At 66.7% G+C, this 14,889-nt stretch carries 15 protein-coding genes; 6 read left to right on the forward strand and 9 right to left on the reverse strand.

What is annotated here, in order from left to right:
* Positions 1-46: 46 nt before the first annotated feature.
* Entirely contained in the window at positions 47-658 is a 612-nt protein-coding gene (locus tag ACX12F_RS21400) for a TetR/AcrR family transcriptional regulator (RefSeq protein WP_459366346.1), read from the forward strand.
* Between the two features lie 6 nt (positions 659-664).
* Here ACX12F_RS21400 and ACX12F_RS21405 read toward each other — a convergent pair whose 3' ends face one another.
* Positions 665-1,810, reverse strand: coding sequence for a GTP-binding protein (locus ACX12F_RS21405; RefSeq protein WP_459366347.1), 1,146 nt, complete (start codon positions 1,808-1,810; stop codon positions 665-667).
* Between the two features lie 123 nt (positions 1,811-1,933).
* Here ACX12F_RS21405 and ACX12F_RS21410 point away from each other — a divergent pair, with 123 nt between their 5' ends.
* Positions 1,934-2,479 carry a YceI family protein gene (locus ACX12F_RS21410; protein WP_459366348.1) on the forward strand — a complete coding sequence of 182 codons (546 nt, stop codon included), beginning with the start codon at positions 1,934-1,936 and terminating at the stop codon, positions 2,477-2,479.
* Between the two features lie 32 nt (positions 2,480-2,511).
* Here ACX12F_RS21410 and ACX12F_RS21415 read toward each other — a convergent pair whose 3' ends face one another.
* Positions 2,512-3,150 carry an HD domain-containing protein gene (locus ACX12F_RS21415; RefSeq protein WP_459366349.1) on the reverse strand — a complete coding sequence of 213 codons (639 nt, stop codon included), beginning with the start codon at positions 3,148-3,150 and terminating at the stop codon, positions 2,512-2,514.
* A 108-nt stretch (positions 3,151-3,258) separates the two neighbouring features.
* Positions 3,259-3,525 carry a UBP-type zinc finger domain-containing protein gene (locus ACX12F_RS21420; protein ID WP_459366350.1) on the reverse strand — a complete coding sequence of 89 codons (267 nt, stop codon included), beginning with the start codon at positions 3,523-3,525 and terminating at the stop codon, positions 3,259-3,261.
* Between the two features lie 135 nt (positions 3,526-3,660).
* Here ACX12F_RS21420 and ACX12F_RS21425 point away from each other — a divergent pair, with 135 nt between their 5' ends.
* Positions 3,661-4,842, forward strand: a complete 1,182-nt coding sequence (locus ACX12F_RS21425; protein ID WP_459366351.1) for a geranylgeranyl reductase family protein — start codon at positions 3,661-3,663, stop codon at positions 4,840-4,842.
* Between the two features lie 12 nt (positions 4,843-4,854).
* Here ACX12F_RS21425 and ACX12F_RS21430 read toward each other — a convergent pair whose 3' ends face one another.
* The 4 genes from ACX12F_RS21430 to ACX12F_RS21445 form a co-directional block, all read right to left on the reverse strand.
* Positions 4,855-5,625, reverse strand: a complete 771-nt coding sequence (locus ACX12F_RS21430) for an SDR family NAD(P)-dependent oxidoreductase (RefSeq protein WP_459366352.1) — start codon at positions 5,623-5,625, stop codon at positions 4,855-4,857.
* 210 nt (positions 5,626-5,835) lie between these two features.
* A complete protein-coding gene (locus ACX12F_RS21435) occupies positions 5,836-6,693 on the reverse strand; it encodes a pseudouridine synthase (protein ID WP_459366353.1) in 858 nt (285 codons plus the stop codon).
* Complete coding sequence (locus ACX12F_RS21440; RefSeq protein ID WP_459366354.1) at positions 6,690-8,447, reverse strand: glycerol-3-phosphate dehydrogenase/oxidase; 1,758 nt, start codon at positions 8,445-8,447, stop codon at positions 6,690-6,692. Before ACX12F_RS21440 ends, ACX12F_RS21435 begins: the two co-directional genes overlap by 4 nt.
* A gap of 73 nt (positions 8,448-8,520) precedes the next feature.
* Positions 8,521-9,936, reverse strand: a complete 1,416-nt coding sequence (locus tag ACX12F_RS21445) for an NAD(P)H-quinone dehydrogenase (RefSeq protein ID WP_459366355.1) — start codon at positions 9,934-9,936, stop codon at positions 8,521-8,523.
* Between the two features lie 60 nt (positions 9,937-9,996).
* Here ACX12F_RS21445 and ACX12F_RS21450 point away from each other — a divergent pair, with 60 nt between their 5' ends.
* Entirely contained in the window at positions 9,997-10,464 is a 468-nt protein-coding gene (locus tag ACX12F_RS21450; protein ID WP_459366356.1) for a gamma-glutamylcyclotransferase family protein, read from the forward strand.
* Between the two features lie 198 nt (positions 10,465-10,662).
* On the forward strand, positions 10,663-11,550 hold the full coding sequence (locus ACX12F_RS21455) for a type IV toxin-antitoxin system AbiEi family antitoxin (protein WP_459366357.1): 888 nt from the start codon (positions 10,663-10,665) through the stop codon (positions 11,548-11,550).
* A gap of 58 nt (positions 11,551-11,608) precedes the next feature.
* On the opposite strand, the gene ACX12F_RS21460 is transcribed toward ACX12F_RS21455, so the two are convergent.
* Together ACX12F_RS21460 and ACX12F_RS21465 are read right to left on the reverse strand one after the other, a co-directional pair.
* Complete coding sequence (locus ACX12F_RS21460; protein WP_459366358.1) at positions 11,609-12,778, reverse strand: M20 family metallopeptidase; 1,170 nt, start codon at positions 12,776-12,778, stop codon at positions 11,609-11,611.
* Positions 12,775-13,986 carry a M20 family metallopeptidase gene (locus tag ACX12F_RS21465; RefSeq protein WP_459370450.1) on the reverse strand — a complete coding sequence of 404 codons (1,212 nt, stop codon included), beginning with the start codon at positions 13,984-13,986 and terminating at the stop codon, positions 12,775-12,777. The genes ACX12F_RS21460 and ACX12F_RS21465 overlap by 4 nt, the downstream gene beginning before the upstream one ends.
* A 77-nt stretch (positions 13,987-14,063) precedes the next feature.
* Between ACX12F_RS21465 and ACX12F_RS21470 the strand changes: the two genes are divergently transcribed.
* A complete protein-coding gene (locus tag ACX12F_RS21470; RefSeq protein WP_459366359.1) occupies positions 14,064-14,879 on the forward strand; it encodes a purine-nucleoside phosphorylase in 816 nt (271 codons plus the stop codon).
* Positions 14,880-14,889: the final 10 nt, after the last annotated feature.

Genomic DNA, 14,889 nt, shown 5'->3' on the forward strand with positions numbered 1-14,889 from the left:
GGGCTATAATTCAACACGTAAAGAATTCTTCGAACCAGGGAGTCGAATGGCCCAGCGACCCGCCCGCGGTGGACGCCGTCCGGGACCCAACGGCACCCGCGAGGCCATCGAGGAGACTGCACGGAAGCTGTTCGCGGAGTTGGGGTACGAGCGAACGTCTCTACGCCAGATCGCGTTGCAAGCCGGTGTCGACCCCGCGTTGGTCAGCCACTTCTACGGCAAGAAGCGGGATCTGTTCCTTGCCGTGGTGGAACTTCCGGTCGAGCCCGCCTCGGTCATCGGCCGGGTGCTCGACGGCGACAAAGACTCTGCCGGCCTACGCCTGGCAACGCTCATCCTCGAGGTGCTCGATGACGAGGTTCGGCGGCGGCCCATGATCGGCATGGTGCGCGCGGCCACCGCCGAACCCGAGGCGGCGAGACTGGTGCGGGACTTCCTGGCGCGCAAGATCATTGCACCCATCGCGGAAGGACTGGGCTCCGCCGATGCCGACTACCGCGCCGCCCTGGTCATGTCACAGGTCAACGGTTTCGCGTTGGCGCGGTACGTCATCGGACTCGAGCCACTGGCCAAGCGCTCGAACGAACAACTCGCCGCCGATCTCGGGGTCACGCTGCAGCGCTACCTACTCGGCGATCTCGCACCCAGCGCGCAGTAGACCCCGTCAGACGTGGCTGTGCGCCGCGGTCCAGGCCGGCAGGGGATCTGCATAACGCAGCCAGGCGTTGGTGCCGGCAGCCATTTCGTCGTTCGTGAGGAGCGCCGAGTCGAGAAGCGCTCGTACCTTGTCGGTTTCGAGCCTGATGCCGATGAAGACGATCTCCTGACTGGGCTCGAGGTCGGTACTCGTCCAGTACTGGGCGGGTTCGATGGTGAGGTTGGGCCCGGCCTGTGACCAGATGGCGGCGATGTTCGGCCGGGTGGCGATCCAGCAGAAGCCTTTACTGCGCAGCAGGCCCCGGACCTGGTCGAGGACATCGGCAAGGCGCTGGGGATGGAACGGGCGATCGGCGCGGAATGTCATGCTGCTGATGCCGTATTCCTCCGTTTCCGGAGCGTGTCCGTTCGCGATCTCCTCATCCCATCCGGGTGCCTCCGCGGCGAGTTCCGGGTCGAACAGCCCCGTGTCCAAAACGGTTGCCAGCGGTACGATCCCGCGCTCGGTGCGCTCGATCCGCGCCCTGGGATTGAGGCGCCGGGCGAGCGCCTCCACGGTCGCAACCGTTTTGGCACTGACCAGATCGGTCTTGTTGATCAGGATCACGTCGGCGAACTCGACCTGGTCGACCAACAATTCGGCGATGTTGCGGCCGTCGCCGTCGGACACCGCGAGCTTGCGGTCAGTGAGCGCCTCCCCGCGCGCCAACTCCGGCAGGAACGTGCACGCATCGATGACGGTGACCATCGTGTCCAGGCGGGCGAGCTCGGAGAGAACGAACCCGTCCTCGAATTCCCAGCTGAAGGTGGCCGCCACCGGCATGGGCTCGGAGATGCCCGTCGATTCGATCACGATCTGATCGAATCGTTTCTGGCGAGCCAGCTCGGCCACCGCGGTGATGAGGTCTTCACGCAGGGTGCAGCAGATACATCCGTTGGTGAGTTCGACCAGCTTTTCTTCGGTCCGGTCGAGGTGCCCTTGGCCGGCGACGAGCGCCGCGTCGATGTTCACCTCGCTCATGTCGTTGACGATCACCGCCACCCGGCGACCGTCCCGGTTGGCCAGGATGTGATTGAGCAGCGTGGTCTTACCGGCCCCCAGAAAACCCGAAAGCACGGTCACCGGGATGAGATCAGCGGTCGTCGTAGGCATTCACTAACGATAATCATTTTCATTAAGGAGCGCGAGTCGAGCGCCGGAATAATTCGGACCGCAGTCCGGTTGGCCATTCAGAGTCCGGACGAGCCGGCACTCCCACCAACGAAGGACAGGCATATGACCACCGCAACCACTCCCATCAGCGCCGGCACCTGGGCAATCGACACCGCCCACTCGACCGTCGAATTCTCGGTACGCCATCTGATGGTCAGCAAGGTCCGCGGCAAGTTCGAGAACTTCAGTGGCGTCATCACCGTTGCCGAAGACGGCACGCCGTCAGTCACCGCCGAGATCGACGTGACATCCCTCAACACCGGCAACGAGCAGCGCGACGGCCACGTCAAGTCGGCCGACTTCTTCGACGCCGAGAACCACCCGGTGGCGACCTTCGCCTCGACCGCCGTGCGCCCCAACGGTGCGTCCTACCTGCTGGACGGCGACCTGACCATCAAGGGCAACACGCGACCGGTCACCCTTGGCCTCGAATTCAACGGCGTGAGCCCCGGCATGGGCCAAGGCGAGGTCTCCGGTTACGAAGCGTCAGTTGTCATCAACCGCAAGGACTTCGGCGTCGACCTCGACCTGCCGATGGAGACCGGTGGCGCCGTCGTCGGCGACAAGGTCACCATCACCCTGGACATCGAAGCCGTCAAGCAAGCCTGATCCAGGAACGACGCCGGGCCGGGTTCACGCATTCACTCCGGCCAGGCGTTGTTCTGAATGAGGTCGACGAAATTCGTCCGTTTGAACGACGAATCGAAGTGCGCCAGCACGTCGTCGTTCATGGTCCCGAACGTCGTGTCCGGACGATCGACCATGCCGTCGTGGAACGCCCGCAGAATGCGGTTCTTGAAGTCGGGACGCGGATGGGCGGCGATCACCTCGGCACGCTGTTGGTCGCTGATCTCGTCGAGACCCAGGCCGATGACGTCGGTTTCGACGCCCAGAGTCACCACCGCGACCTCGGGCGCCAGGTGGTGCGGGACCTCCGGTGTGGTGTGCAGCGCGATCGCCAGCCACACATCCGTCACTTCCTGCTCGCTACGGCCGAAGTCCAGCAACAGCTTTCGAGCCATGTCGGCACCGTCGATCTCGAACCGCTGATACTTGGTGCCGTGCTCCGTGGTCAGCCCCAGATCGTGGAACATCCCGCCCACGTAGGCGAGTTCCGGGTCGACATCGAGGCCCCGCGCGGCCGCCTTCAACGACCCCCACAGGAACACCCGGCGGGAGTGGTTGAACAAGGTGTCGTCGGTCGCCTTCCGAACGATCGAGGTGGCCTCTCGGGCCAGCTCGGTATCCGGAATCGTCACTCCTGCAATAACTTCGGTCATGGTCGACAACCTTCCGTCGGACTTGATTGGATACATTCCATTTTGCCCGCGGACGCACCGCACCTACAGGGCGCAAGCTGCCACGCAGTCCACAAATTGGGACATGACTCAGACGTACTTCTCGTGCACGTAGCACCACCGCCAGTTCTCACCCGGCTCGAAGGACTGCACGATCTCGTGTCCCGGCGTCTGCGCGTGCGCACTGGCGTGTTTCATCGGTGACGAATCGCAGCAGCCGACGTGCCCACACATCAGGCACAGTCGTAGATGGACCCAGCGGGTACCGGCCGCGATGCAGTCCTGGCAGCCCTTAGTGGTCTGCGGGGTGACCAGGCGGACATTTTTCAGGTGGGAGTCGCCGAAGATCGAAGCCACGGTTTCCACCGTAACCCCGCAACGCCGGGATCACTGGGATGCGGCCGGACTGAACGTCGACCCCGCCGTCGTCGCCTGGCGGCATCGCCTGAAAGCTGATGAACTGGACCAAATTCGGGACGGAGTGGCGGATACGTGACAGAACGTTATGACGTCGTCGTTGCCGGTGGTGGCCCGTCGGGTTCCGCCGCGGCATGGCAGGCGGCGCAGGCAGGCGCCAAGGTGCTGGTCGTGGACAAGGCAGAGTTCCCCCGGGACAAACCGTGTGGTGACGGACTGACCGCGCGGGCCGTGAGCTACCTGCAGAGGATGGGCCTGGCAGACGAAGTGGCCACGTTCCACCGGATCAATCGCGTCACGGTGTTCAGCCCGAGTCGGTGGGAGATGTCCTTTCCGAGGCGGCCCGGCATGCCCGACCACGGACACACCGTCAGCCGTACCCATTTGGACACCGTGTTGCTCAGGCACGCCGAGAAGGCCGGGGCGGAAGTTCGCGAGGGCGCCGAAGTGGCAGGACCGGAACTTGACCGAGAGGGTCGGGTGGTCGGTGTGGGCCTCAAGACCGGGGAAAAGATCTCGGCGGACGCAGTCATCGCGGCTGACGGCGCGTACTCACCCGTCAAGCGTGCACTGAACATCCGTTCGGAGTACAACGGCTACTCGGCCATCGCGATCCGTTCGGAGATGCACGTGAACCGGCCGGACACCGATTCGTTCGACATCTACCTCAAGCTGCAGTTCCAGGGCGATCAGTTGCCCGGCTACGGCTGGGTGTTCCCGATGGGCAACGGCAGGTTCAACGTCGGTGTCGGCTATGTCAACTGCTACCGGAACTGGCAGGCGATCAACGCCACGCAGTTACTCAGCGAATTCCTGGGGTCGCTGCCGCGCGAGTGGAACCTGCCGCCGATTGCGGACCTGAAGAAGAGCAAGAGCGTGCGGGCGTGGCGACTGCCGATGGGTTTCACCGCGTGGCCGCCGTGGCGTCCGGGCGTGGTCTTCACCGGCGACGCACTCGGTGCCGCCAAACCTGTTTCGGGCGCGGGCATCTCGAAGGCGCTCGAATCCGGATTGGTCGCCGGCGAAAGCGTGATCGCGGCGCTGCAGAACGGCGGCCCAAACGACTTCACCAACTACACCCAGCGCCTGGAGGCGGCCTGGGGCAGGGAGTACCGAATGGGCCGCTACGGCCACAAGCTCGCTGGTATTCCTGCCATTCCGAACACCGGCATCAAGCTTCTCGACAAAGGGCTCGTACGCGACTGCGCACTCAGGGTGATGTACGGGAAACGGCACGGTCCCCTGCATACGTACTGATCGTCGGCGCCTCTAGCGCGGCGTTCCGCCACCGTCGACGATGATGACCTGCCCGGTGATGTAACTGCCTGCGCCCGAACACAACAGCAGCGCCGTACCCACCATTTCGTCGGGGTTGGCCAGGCGCTTCATCAGTGTGTTGGAAGCCATCGCGTCGATCACCGCCTGCGGGTTGTTGCGCACCATGTCGGTGTCGACCGGACCGGGCGCGATGGCGTTGACCCGGATGCTGTCGGCCGCGTAGGCGGCCGCCATCGACCGGGTGAACGAGAGCAGTGCCGCCTTGCCCGCGGCGTACATCGACACGAACGGCGCGAACTGGAATGCCCCCACCGATGACATGTTCAGGACGGCCGCGGCCGGGCTGGCCTTCAAGTGCGGCAACGCTTTCTGCACGAGGAACACCGGACCGCGCAAGTTGGAGTCATACGACTTGGCCCACGCTTCGGGCGTCATCTCCCCCAGCGGCTGGGCCAGTGCGTTGGCCGCGTTGTTCACAAGAACGTCGATGCCACCGAACTCCGCCACGGTGGCGTCCACCAGCCGGTCCAGATCGTCGAGGTCGCCCATGTTCGTGGGCACGCCGATCGCCTTGCCGCCCAGGCCACGCAGGTGCTCGGCGGCGGCCTCGCAGGCGTCGGGTTTGCGGCTCGCCACCACCACATTGGCGCCGGCCAGTATGAACCCCTCTGCCATCGCGAGGCCGATGCCGCGCGTCCCGCCGGTCACGATCGCGGTGCGGCCGGTCATGTCGAACAGGCGGTCAAATGTGGTGCGGTCCATGGCTAGCAGTAGACCACAGGGGGCAGCTGACCTGACCCGGCCCGCACCGTGGAGTGGGCACCGGCCGTCGTGACCGCGTCGGCGTGTCGTCGCGAAACGGGGCATGGCGTGTCGGCCCTGTTGTGACACTTCCGGATTGGAGCGGTCAACTTTCATTGACCGTCAGGGAAAGTTGACAGCTCCCGGCGCGAGTTATGCAGGGAGAGACCCCTACGCCTCCAGAGTCCGCGCACTGACGAACTCGCGCAGCTCCCCGGTCACCGGATCGACAAAAGCGAGCCGGTGAGCCAACAACTGCAGCGGCGTCGAGAAATCGCCGGCAGGGACATCAAGCACCGTGGGATACAACGGATCACCATCGATCGGCAACCCGAGCGAGTTCATGTGCACCCGCAGCTGGTGAGTGCGACCCGTCGACGGCGTCAGCTGGAACAGCCCAGCCCCAACCGACTCAACGAGAGTCACCGCATTCACTTCGCCCGGCTCCACGACAGCCTGTAAAGACCCGCGCCGCTTGACAATCCGGTTGCGCAATTCGATGGTCTCGGTCAGCGTCCCAGCCGATGACCGCGCCAGATACGTCTTGGACACCGCACCCGAGGCGAACATCGTCTGATAGGCACCGCGGACCTCGCGCCGCGCGGTGAACACCAATACGCCCGCGGTCAGCCGGTCCAGCCGATGGGCCGGCGACAGCTCCCACAACCCCAGGGCCCGCCGCAGGCGCACCAGGGCCGTCTGGACGACGTGCCCACCGCGGGGCATGGTAGCCAGGAAATGCGGCTTGTCCACCACGACGATGTTCTCGTCGCGGTAGAGCACTGGCATGTCAAACGGGACGACGACCTCATCGGGCAGGTCCCGGTACCAATAGATGAACGCCCCGGCCGGCAGCTCGGTTGCCTCCGCGACCACGGAGCCATCAGCGCAAACCACCTCGCCGGCAAGCACTTTCGCGGCCGCGTCGGCACCGAACCGAGTGTGCAGCTCGGCCAGCACCGGCCCGCCGTGCACCCGCAGACGAGCAGGTCCGATCCCCTCGTAGCCGGGACGGGCAGGCAGGCTCAATCGAGCGGTACCGGCTCGAGGATCTCCGACCGGGCCTCGGGAGCCGCCGCCCGCAACGCATCTGCCGATTCGTCGTCGGGCTGAGTCTGGGACAGCACCTCGGCTTCGACCCGGGCCAGGTACGTCGCAACCTCGCGGTCGATGTCCTCGGCGCTCCAACCCAGCACGGGTGCAACAACTTCCGCGACCTCACGGGCACAGTCCACACCGCGGTGCTGGTACTCGATGGAGATCCGCATGCGGCGGGCCAGGATGTCCTCGAGGTGCAGCGCACCCTCCGCCGCGGCCGCGTACCAGGCCTCGACCTTCAGATACACCGGCGCCTCGGTGATGGGCTCCAAGAGGTCAGGCCGGACTGCGGCATTCTTGTGGGCCATGTCCAGCACCTCGCCGATCAGCGAGCCGTAGCGATCGAGCAGGTGGCGCACCCGGTAGGGATGCAGGCCGTAGTGCTGGCCGACGTGTTCGGTCTGGTTGATCAGCGCGAAGTAGCCGTCGGCCCCGAGCAGCGGCACCTTCTCGGTGATCGACGGCGCCACCCGCGTCGGCACGAACTCGCTGGCCGCGTCGATGGCGTCTTCACCCATGACCCGGTAGGTCGTGTACTTGCCGCCGGCGATGGCCACCAGGCCCGGCGCCGGCACCGCGACGGCGTGCTCCCGGGACAGCTTGGAGGTCTCCTCGCTCTCGCCCGCCAGCAGCGGCCGCAGCCCCGCGTAGACGCCGTCGATGTCGTCATGGTTGAGCGGGGTGGCCAGCACCTTGTTGACGTGCCCGAGGATGTAGTCGATGTCGGCCTTGGTCGCCGCCGGGTGCGCCAGGTCGAGGTTCCAATCGGTGTCCGTGGTGCCGATGATCCAGTGCGTACCCCACGGGATGACGAACAGCACCGACTTCTCGGTCCGCAGGATGATCGCCACCTCGCTGACGATGCGGTCCCGCGGCACGACGATGTGCACGCCTTTCGAGGCGCGGACCCGGAAGCGGCCGCGCTGCTTCGACAGCGCCTGAATCTCGTCGGTCCACACCCCAGTGGCGTTGACCACGACGTGGCCGCACACCTCGGTCACCGCGCCGGTCTCGGAGTCGCGAACTCGCACGCCGGTGACCCGGTCGCCTTCCCGCAGCAGCGCCACGACCTGCGTCGAGGTGCGGACGACGGCGCCGTAGTGCGCCGCGGTGCGGGCAACGGTCATCGTGTGCCGGGCGTCGTCGACGACGGTGTCGTAGTAACGGATCGCGCCGACCAGCGAACTGCGCTTGAGCCCGGGAGCCAGCCGCAGCGCGCCGGCCTTGAGGAGGTGTTTCTGAGCGGGCACCGACTTGGCGCCGCCCAGCTGGTCGTACAGGAAGATGCCCGCGGCGATGTAGGGCCGCTCCCAGAGCCGTTTGGTCAGCGGGAACAGGAACGGCAGCGGCTTCACCAGGTGGGGCGCCAATGTGGTCAGCGACAGTTCGCGTTCGTGCAGCGCCTCACGCACCAGGCCGAATTCGAGCTGTTCGAGGTAGCGCAGGCCACCGTGGAACATCTTGCTGCTGCGGCTCGAGGTGCCGGACGCGAAATCGCGCGCCTCGACCAGTGCGACCTTCAACCCCCGGGTCGCCGCGTCGAGCGCCGCACCGGCGCCGACGACGCCGCCGCCGATCACGATGACGTCGAACTGCTCGGCACCGAGCCGGTTCCACGCGGTGTCGCGCTGCGCGGGACTCAGCAGGGTCTGACCGTTGCCCGGGCCGGGAATCGGGTCACTCACGGCGGAACTCCTCGTGGTTACTCATCGGTAGGCCTTGCGAACCCGAGCCTACGTGGTCGGCCTCGTTCGCGTGTCAGTCCAGATCGTCGTGAGCCATGAGCCGGCGTGCCGTCTCGACGATCGAGCCCGAGAATGACGGGTACACCGACAACGTCTGGGCCAGGTCCGTCACCGAGATCCGGTTCTGCACCGCGAGCGCGATCGGCAGGATCAGCTCGGAGGCGATCGGCGCCACCACGACACCACCGATCACCACACCCGTCGCCGGTCGACAGAAAATCTTGACAAAACCGCGCCGCACCAACGACATCTTCGCGCGCGCGTTCGTGGTCAACGGCAGCATCAGCGTGCGGGCCGGGACGGTGCCGGCATCGATCGCCGATTGCGGCACCCCGACCGCGGCAATCTCCGGGCGAGTGAACACCGCGGCCGCCACCGTCCGCAGCTTGATCGGCGAAACCCCTTCACCCAGCGCGTGATACATCGCGATGCGGCCCTGCATGGCGGCCACCGAGGCCAGCGGCAGCAGACCCGTGCAGTCGCCCGCCGCGTAGATGCCCGACGCCGAGGTGCGCGATACCCGGTCGACCGTCAAGTAGTTGCCGGGGCCGAGCTCGATGCCGGCCTTCTCCAGCCCCAAGCCCGAGGTGTTGGGCACCGACCCGATGCTCATCAACGCGTGGCTGCCCTCCACGACGCGGCCGTCGGCCAGGCTCACCTTGACGCCGGTTTCGGTACGGACCACCGAATCGGCGCGGGCGTTCTTGACCAACGTCACACCACGCTCGGAGAACACCTCCTCGAGCACCGCGGCGGCGTCAGAGTCCTCGTGCGGCAAGATCTGGTCGCGGCTGGCCACCACGGTGACCTTGACGCCGAGTTCGGTGTAGGCATTGCAGAACTCGGCGCCCGTGACACCGGAGCCCACGATGACCAGGTGCTCGGGCAGGTCGGTGAGGTCGTACAGCTGCCGCCAGTTCAGGATGCGTTCGCCGTCGGGCTTGGCGTTGGGCAGCACCCGGGGGCTTGCGCCGGTGGCGATCAGCACGACGTCGGCCTTCAGAACTCCGGTTCGGCCGTCGGGCGTCGTGACCTTGACCCGGTGATGGGCCATACCGGGGATGCTGTCGACCAGCTCACCGCAGCCGGCCACCACATTGACCCCGGCCCGCAGCAGCTGACCGCCGATGTCGACCGACTGACTGCGCGCCAGTGTCTTGACACGGTTGTTGATCTGCGGCAACGAGATCTTGGCGTCCTCGATCTTGATGTCGAAGCCCAGCCCGTCGGCCCTGCGCAGCTCGGTTCGCACGCCGCTGGAAGCGATGAACGTCTTGGACGGCACGCAGTCCCACAGCACACACGCGCCACCGATACCGTCACGGTCGATGACCGTGACCTGCGTTGCCTCAGGGCCGTAACCGGCGGCAACCAGGGCTGCCTCATACCCGGCGGGACCGCCTCCGATAATCACGATGCGCGAAACCACGGCTACATCTAACCCTGAGTTGGGTGCCCGACGCCCGACAACAAGCCGTAGGCTTGCCGAGTGCCGCTCTACGCCGCTTACGGATCGAACATGCATCCGGAGCAGATGCTTCAGCGGGCCCCTCATTCCCCGATGGCGGCCACGGGGTGGCTGCATGGCTGGCGGCTGACGTTCGCCGGCGCCGACATCGGCTGGGAGGGCGCGCTGGCGACGCTGGTCGAGGATCCGCTCGAGAAGGTCTTCGTCGTGCTCTACGACATGACCCGCGAGGACGAGGAACGCCTGGACCGCTGGGAAGGCTCCGAGCTGGGGATCCACAAGAAAATCCGGTGCCGGGTGCACCGAGTGTCGTCGGATACCTCGACCGAACCGGTGCTCGCCTGGCTGTATGTGGTCGACGCCTGGGAGGGCGGGCTGCCCTCGGCTCGGTACCTCGGGGTCATGGCCGAGGCCGCCGAGATCGCCGGCGCCCCCGCGGACTACGTCCACCACCTCCGCACCCGCCCGTCCCGCAACATCGGGCCGTAGCGCTTCCTCCTCCGCGAGCGTGCGTGTTTGCCGGCAACACGCCGTCATTTGCGTGCATTTCCGTCGCACTCACCGTTGATAAGCGCGACCGAACCGTCAGCGAGGAACGCCCGGATCCGTCGTCCACAGTTCGCGATTCATCCACAGATTGCCCGCGAGCACTGTTGACGAACGCGAAACGACTTGAGGATCGGGGTCATGAATGCCGACCTCGAAGCGTTGTTCGAAGCCCAGGGCGCCGTGGCTACCAGCGGCCAGATCCTGACTCTGCAGTCCCGCCTGTCATTCAACGCGGATCTGAGAACTGGAGTTCTGCAACGTATCTGGCAAGGAATCTACTGCCGCGGCGAACCCGATGACTGGATCCGGCTGCGTGGGCTCGACCTCGCGGCAGGCACGCTCGTTCCCGTCTGCCTCGGTACCGCGGCCGCGCTCTACGGCTTCGACACGGAGAACCCGAAGGACCTGCATGTGCTCAACCCTTCGCGACATCAGCTGCGGAATGCCGACGGTTTGATAGTGCACCGGCGCCATGGTGCGCCGATGGCGGAGGTGAGCGGTCGCCCGGCCACGGCCGCAGCCTGGACAGCAATCGAGGTGGCCCGGTCACTGCGTCGACCGCGTGCGCTGGCCACTCTGGATGCGGCGTTGCGCTCCCGCTGCTGCGACCGGGTCGAACTGTCACGGGCTATGACGAAGCAAGCTGGTCGTCGAGGCATCGTCGCAGTGCGGGAGTTGCTGCCGCTGGCAGATCCGCGCGCGGAATCGCCGATGGAAAGCGAGGCCCGACTGATAATGCTCGACGGTGGATTGCCGGCACCGGAACTCCAATTCGAAATCCTTGATGGCCGTGGACAGTTGCGACGCCTGGACTTTGCCTGGCCCCAGTACCGGGTCGCGGCCGAGTACGACGGAATGGACTGGCACAGCGGCCCCGAGGCGATGTTGTCCGACCGGTACCGGACGTCAGCACTGATGGACATTCGGTGGACGGTGGTGCCGATCGTCTACGACGACGTCCGGCGCCGGCCCGACGAGTTGGTATCGCGGATCGATGCGCAAATACGCCTCGCTCGTGCCGCATGAGAGACGCGAAAGTGCACGGAAAACACGGCGTCTCGCCCGCAAACACGCACGCTCGCGGTTAAAAGGCGGCGGCCTGCTCGATGATGTTGACCAGCACCCGGACGCCGACACCGAGGGCGCGTTCGTCGAGGTCGAAGTTCGGCTGGTGCAGGTCGAGCTGCGGGCCGACGCCGGGCCACACGCCGAGTCGCGCCATGGCTCCCGGCACCTCTTCGAGGTACCACGAGAAGTCTTCTCCGCCACCGGATTGCTTGGTGTCGGCCAGGGAGTCCGGGCCGAGCGCCTCGATGGCGTGGGTCATGATCCGCGTCGACAGCTCCTCGTTGACCACCGGCGGGACGCCGCGCCGGTACAGCACCGTGTGATCGACGTTGAGCGGCGCCAGTAGTGAGGAAACGATCTCGCGGACAATCGATTCCATCTCCACCCAGGCATCGCGGCTGGCGGTGCGGATGGTCCCACCCAGGGTTCCGGTCTGCGGAATGGCGTTCGAGGCGAACCCGGCGTTGACCGCGCCCCACACCATCACGGTGCTGTGCCTCGGGTCCACGCGACGGGACAGGATGCCGGGCACCCCCGTGATCAGCGTGCCGAGCGCGTAGACCAGGTCACCCGTCAGGTGCGGGCGGGACGTGTGCCCACCCGGCGAGTGCAGGGTGATCTCCATCTGGTCGGCCGCCGACGTGATGGGCCCCGGAATCGTGGCAACCTTACCCACCTCCAGCCGCGGATCACAGTGCAGCGCAAAGATTCTCGATACGCCTGCCAGCGCACCGGCGGAGATCGCGTCCAGCGCGCCACCAGGCATCAGTTCCTCGGCGGCCTGGAACACCAGGCGCACACCAACCGGCAGCGTCGGCGCCGACGCGAGAGCCAACCCGGCGCCCAAAAGCACCGCCGTGTGGCCGTCGTGTCCGCAGGCGTGTGCCACGTTGGGGACCGTCGAGGCGAACGGCAGGCCGGTTCGCTCGTCCATCGGCAGCGCGTCCATGTCGGCGCGCAGGGCAATCCGTGGCCGGTCTTCGGGGCCGAAATCACAGGTCAAGCCGGTGCCGCCGGGCAGAATCTTCGGGTTCAACCCGGCCTCGGCGAGCCGCGTCGCGACGAATTTGGTGGTCTCGAACTCCTGCCGACCCAACTCCGGGTTGGCGTGCAGATGCCGCCGCCACCCGACCAGGTCACCGTAGTTCGTGGCCAGCCAGCGCTCGGCGTGGTCCGAGAGGGTCATCCGCGCCCTGCCTTCACTTGTCGCTGAACCGCCGCCCGGTCCGCCATCTTCTGCACAACCCGGGCCCGCTCGTCAGGGGCCTGCGCCAACGCAACCACCGTGCGCGCCAACATGATCGCCCCCTCGGTGACGGCCTTGTCCGCACTCGGCCCCGCCGCCGCCGCGGTGAACTCGGGTTGGTGGATCGACGCCCCGTTGGCCTCGATCCCGACCACCGGATGGATACCCGGCATCACCTGCGTGACGTTGCCCATGTCGGTACTGCCAAGAGGTACAGATACTTCCAGGTCCACCGGCAGCGGACTGCGGCCCAGCCGCTCCATCTCGGCCCGGAAGACCGCCGTCAGCCACGGGTCGGGGGTCAGCGCATCGTATCGCGGCGACACCTCGGTCACCTCGTGCGTGCAGCCGGCCGCCAGTGCCCCCGCGGCGAAGCACGAGAACATCCGCACTTCCAGCTCGTCCAGCGCCGCCGAGTCGGTTGCGCGCATCGTGTACAGCAATTCCGCATGCGCCGGAATGACATTCGGCGCCTGACCGCCGTCGGTGACGATGCCGTGCATCATCTGGCCAGGCACCAGCTGCTGACGCAACAGACCGATCGCCACCTGAGCGACCGTCACCGCGTCGGCCGCATTGATACCCAAATACGGAGCGACCGCGGCGTGCGACTCGCGCCCGCGATAAGCCACCGACACCTCGGACAGTGCCAGGGAACGCGCACCCGCGATGTCCACCGGGCCGGGATGCAGCATCACCGTCGCCGCGACGTCGTCGAACACACCAGCGTTCAGCAGCAACGCTTTTCCGCCGCCGGCCTCTTCGGCCGGGGTTCCGATGAGCGCCACGGTGATACCGAGTTGGTCGGCGACCTCGGCCAGCGCCAGCGCCGTGCCGACCGCCGACGCGGCAATGATGTTGTGTCCGCAGGCATGTCCGATGCCGGGCAGCGCGTCGTACTCGGCACAGATGCCGATCACCAAATCGCCGCTGCCGTAGTCGGCACGGAACGCGGTGTCCAGACCGCCGGCGGCCGTGGTGACCTGGAAGCCACGTTCGGCCACGAGCGCCTGGGTCTTGGCACAGCTCCGATGCTCCGCGAAAGCCAGTTCCGGCTCGGCGTGAATCGAGTGCGACAGCTCGATCAGATCGGCGCGGCGACGCGCGACGGCATCGGTCACCGTCTGCAGTGCGTCTCCCGTGAGCATCATGGAAGTATCGCACCGGCCCGTTTGGCCGCAGCTGGCAACTGTCGGGGCGAGCGAAGCGACGGGATAGACCTAAGGTGGACGCCGTGACCGATCCGCAGGCCACCCCTGACTTCGCGGCCGCCGAGGCCGCCGCCGCCATCCGTGACCGCACCGGAATCGCCGGCTTTGACGTGGCCGTCGTGCTCGGTTCGGGCTGGGCCCCGGCCGCCGCCGCGCTGGGCGAGCCCTCAGCCGCCATCGCGATGGGTGACCTCCCCGGATTCTCCCCGCCGACCGCGTCCGGACACGGCGGGCAGGTGCTGGCACTGCAGGTCGGCGGCCGGAGAGTGCTGGTCATGCTGGGTCGCATCCACGCCTACGAAGGCCATGACCTGCGTCATGTCGTCCATCCCGTGCGCACCGCCATCGCAGCGGGCGCACAAACCGTGGTGCTCACCAACGCGGCCGGCGGCCTGCGCGAGGAGTACTCGGTGGGCCAGCCGGTGCTGATCAGCGACCACCTGAACCTGACGGCCCGCTCGCCTCTGGTCGGTGCGCAGTTCGTCGACCTGGTCGACGCCTACTCGCCGCGGCTGCGGGGGCTGGCCCGCGCGGTCGACCCATCGCTGGCCGAAGGCGTGTACGCCGGGTTGCCCGGCCCGCATTACGAGACGCCCGCCGAGATCCGGATGCTGCGGACCCTCGGTGCCGATCTGGTCGGCATGTCGACGGTGCACGAGACCATCGCGGCGCGCGCCGGCGGGGCCGAGGTGCTCGGCATTTCGATGGTGACCAATCTGGCGGCCGGTATGACGGGCGAGCCGCTCAGCCACGCTGAGGTCTTGGCGGCAGGACGCCAGTCCGCGACCCGGATGGGGACGCTGCTGGCCGAGTTACTCGTGCGGATGTGAGCCCGTGGCT

This window comes from Mycolicibacterium sp. HS_4_1 (assembly GCF_054515875.1).